Raw genomic sequence first — 2,542 nt, 5'->3', positions numbered from 1 at the left:
TCATTACCCGTCCCACCATACATCCAGTCACTGCCTGTACCACCATCCAGGTAGTCGTTGCCAGAGTTACCATAAAGGGTGTCGTTGCCAGAGCCACCATAAAGGGAGTCGTTGCCAGAGCCACCACGGAGGTAGTCATTACCTAGATCACCGCTAAGGGTGTCATTACCAGCATTCCCATACAAGTAGTCACTGCCAGAATTCCCCCAGAGGTAGTTGTTGTAACTGTTACCACTGATGCTGTTGTTGAGGCTGTTACCGTAGCCGTAGTAAGCACTACCAGTCAGAGTCAAGTTTTCCAGGTTAGCTCCTAGGGTGTAGCTGATGGAGGAGTATAGTGTATCAATACCCTGATTGAAGTATTCGGTGACCACATCCCCGGTGCTGTTAACTACATAGCGGTCATTACCCGTCCCACCATACATCCAGTCACTGCCTGTACCACCATCCAGATAGTCGTTGCCAGAGCCACCATAAAGGGTGTCGTTGCCTGTACCACCATAAAGGGAGTCGTTGCCTACATCACCGCTAAGAGTGTCATTACCACCATACCCATACAAGTAGTCATTGCCAGATTTCCCCCAGAGGAAGTTGTTGTAACTGTTACCACTGATCCTATTGTTGAGGCTGTTACCGTAGCCGGAGTAAGCACTACCAGTCAGGGTCAAGTGTTCCAGGTTAGCTCCTAGGGTGTAGCTGATCGAGGATTTGACTGTATCAATACCCTGATTGAAGTATTCGGTGACCACATCCCCCGTGCTGTCAACTACATAAAGGTCATGACCCGTGCCACCATACATCCGGTCACTGCCTGTACCACCATCAAGGGTGTCGTTGCCAAAGTAACCAGAGAGGGTGTCGTTGCCAGAGCCACCATTGAGGTAGTCATGACCAGAGCCACCACTGAGGTAATCATTACCGCCCTTACCATAAAGATTGTCGTTACCATCATCACCATAAATGGTGTCGTTTTTCGGGCCACCAATCAGGGTATCGTTGCCACCATTGCCGGACATTGTCCAAGACTTCCATCTCTGGAATATAAACCGACGTTCTTTGTGTGCTTGTTTGTAGTTGTTTAAGTCGTTACCGGTGTAAGTTCCCATATCATTTGCTCCTTACCGATTGCAATTGTTTGAAAATTTGTGGATTGTTCTATTCGGAAAGATTCACTCTATTTGTCTGAGTTGTATCTAGAAAAGTTATTCAAGAAATACTCATTATCAATAGTGGAACCTAAGACACCCAGTTTATGGGTAAATCAAGGGTAATTTTGATCAACAATCCTGATGTTGACCATTACATATTTCCAAAAAATCACAAAAATAATCTATTAATAGCGTAAATAACTTGATTATTAAACGCTACTACATCGTGATTTTATTGATAATCCCTTGATGAATTAACAGGTCAGTTCATTTAACAATCAAGTCGATCAAGTCAATTGGTTAGAACCTATAGACCCCTTGATTAATGGAGCACCATGAACTGATATATCCGAGACAGATAGTTTGAATCTGGATCTAAGTAATTAGGAGTTAAATCAACTCTTACTATTGATGGCTTAATTAGCTCCAATCTGATTATAGATCTTACTAAGATAAAAATTATAACGTTTACAAAAAGTTCACTATTTTTTTAAACTACATAAAGCTTTGAGAAAGATGAGATAAAATTATGCATAACAGTTATCAATTCGGTCCAAAGGTGCCCAGACAGTTAAGCAGTTGGAGTTCCAGAGGTGATCAGGTTAAGCATAAAAGTACCCCCAGGACGGCTGAGTCCAAGGGGCAGTGGGGAGATGAGGATGATGAGTTTTAGTATTTCTCAAAAGGTGATAGGGTGATCTGGTGATGGGGTGCTAGCTATGAATGCAACTTGGTACCAACACCCCTCTGACTAGGTATCCCATCAGCAGCTTTCCCCTAAACTCAGAGAGCCAGTAAAGCAAACAATCCTACTTGTCACCCCGTCAGATCAAGTCCTTTGGCGACTAGACTGAGATAAAGTCAGTAGCCGTCAGTAAACCACTAGAATCGACATAAGCAATGATCTCTGCACCTAAGTTGATTCGAGTGCCATTGGTAATAGAAACACCAGATCTTGTACCTGTGAATGAGCTTAAGCTGTAATTGGACAATGACCCGGAAATCTGGATCTTGTCAGAGTCAGTTTCCCCAGCGAAGCTAAATCTGTCGAAATTGTCAATCACAGCGTAATCTAGACCAGCACCGTTGTAATAGATCGAGCCACTGGTGCCTAGGATAATCAGATCCCTGGCACCAAAATCACCAGGATCAAGGATATCAATTTCACCAACACCGTCCAGAATACTGTTAGTACCGTTCAGGGTATCTGAGCCCAAACCTCCAACTAGGGTATCGTTACCACCTGCGCCAGTGAGGGTGTCATTGCCAGAACCACCGTTGAGGCTATCATTGCCAAAATTTACAGTCGAATCATCACCCGTGAGCCGATCATTCCCACTGCCACCAAGTAGAGTGTCGTTTCCGGCTTCTCCCTGAAGTGTATCGTTACCCGC

2 protein-coding genes are annotated in these 2,542 nt (G+C 44.3%); both read right to left on the bottom strand.

Features of this window, described 5'->3' with window-relative positions:
* Positions 1-1,106 (bottom strand): calcium-binding protein (locus F6K20_RS33730; RefSeq protein WP_287297692.1); only part of this gene is annotated, 1,106 nt, incomplete at its 3' end.
* Between the two features lie 887 nt (positions 1,107-1,993).
* The coding region (locus F6K20_RS33725; RefSeq protein ID WP_502708910.1) for a calcium-binding protein at positions 1,994-2,542 on the bottom strand (549 nt) is incomplete at its 5' end.

The sequence above is a fragment of the Moorena sp. SIO2C4 genome, assembly GCF_010672485.1.
Taxonomy (GTDB): Bacteria; Cyanobacteriota; Cyanobacteriia; order Cyanobacteriales; family Coleofasciculaceae; genus Moorena; species Moorena producens.
Note: the sequence above shows the minus strand (reverse complement) of the source record. Positions and strands in the feature narration are given on the sequence as shown.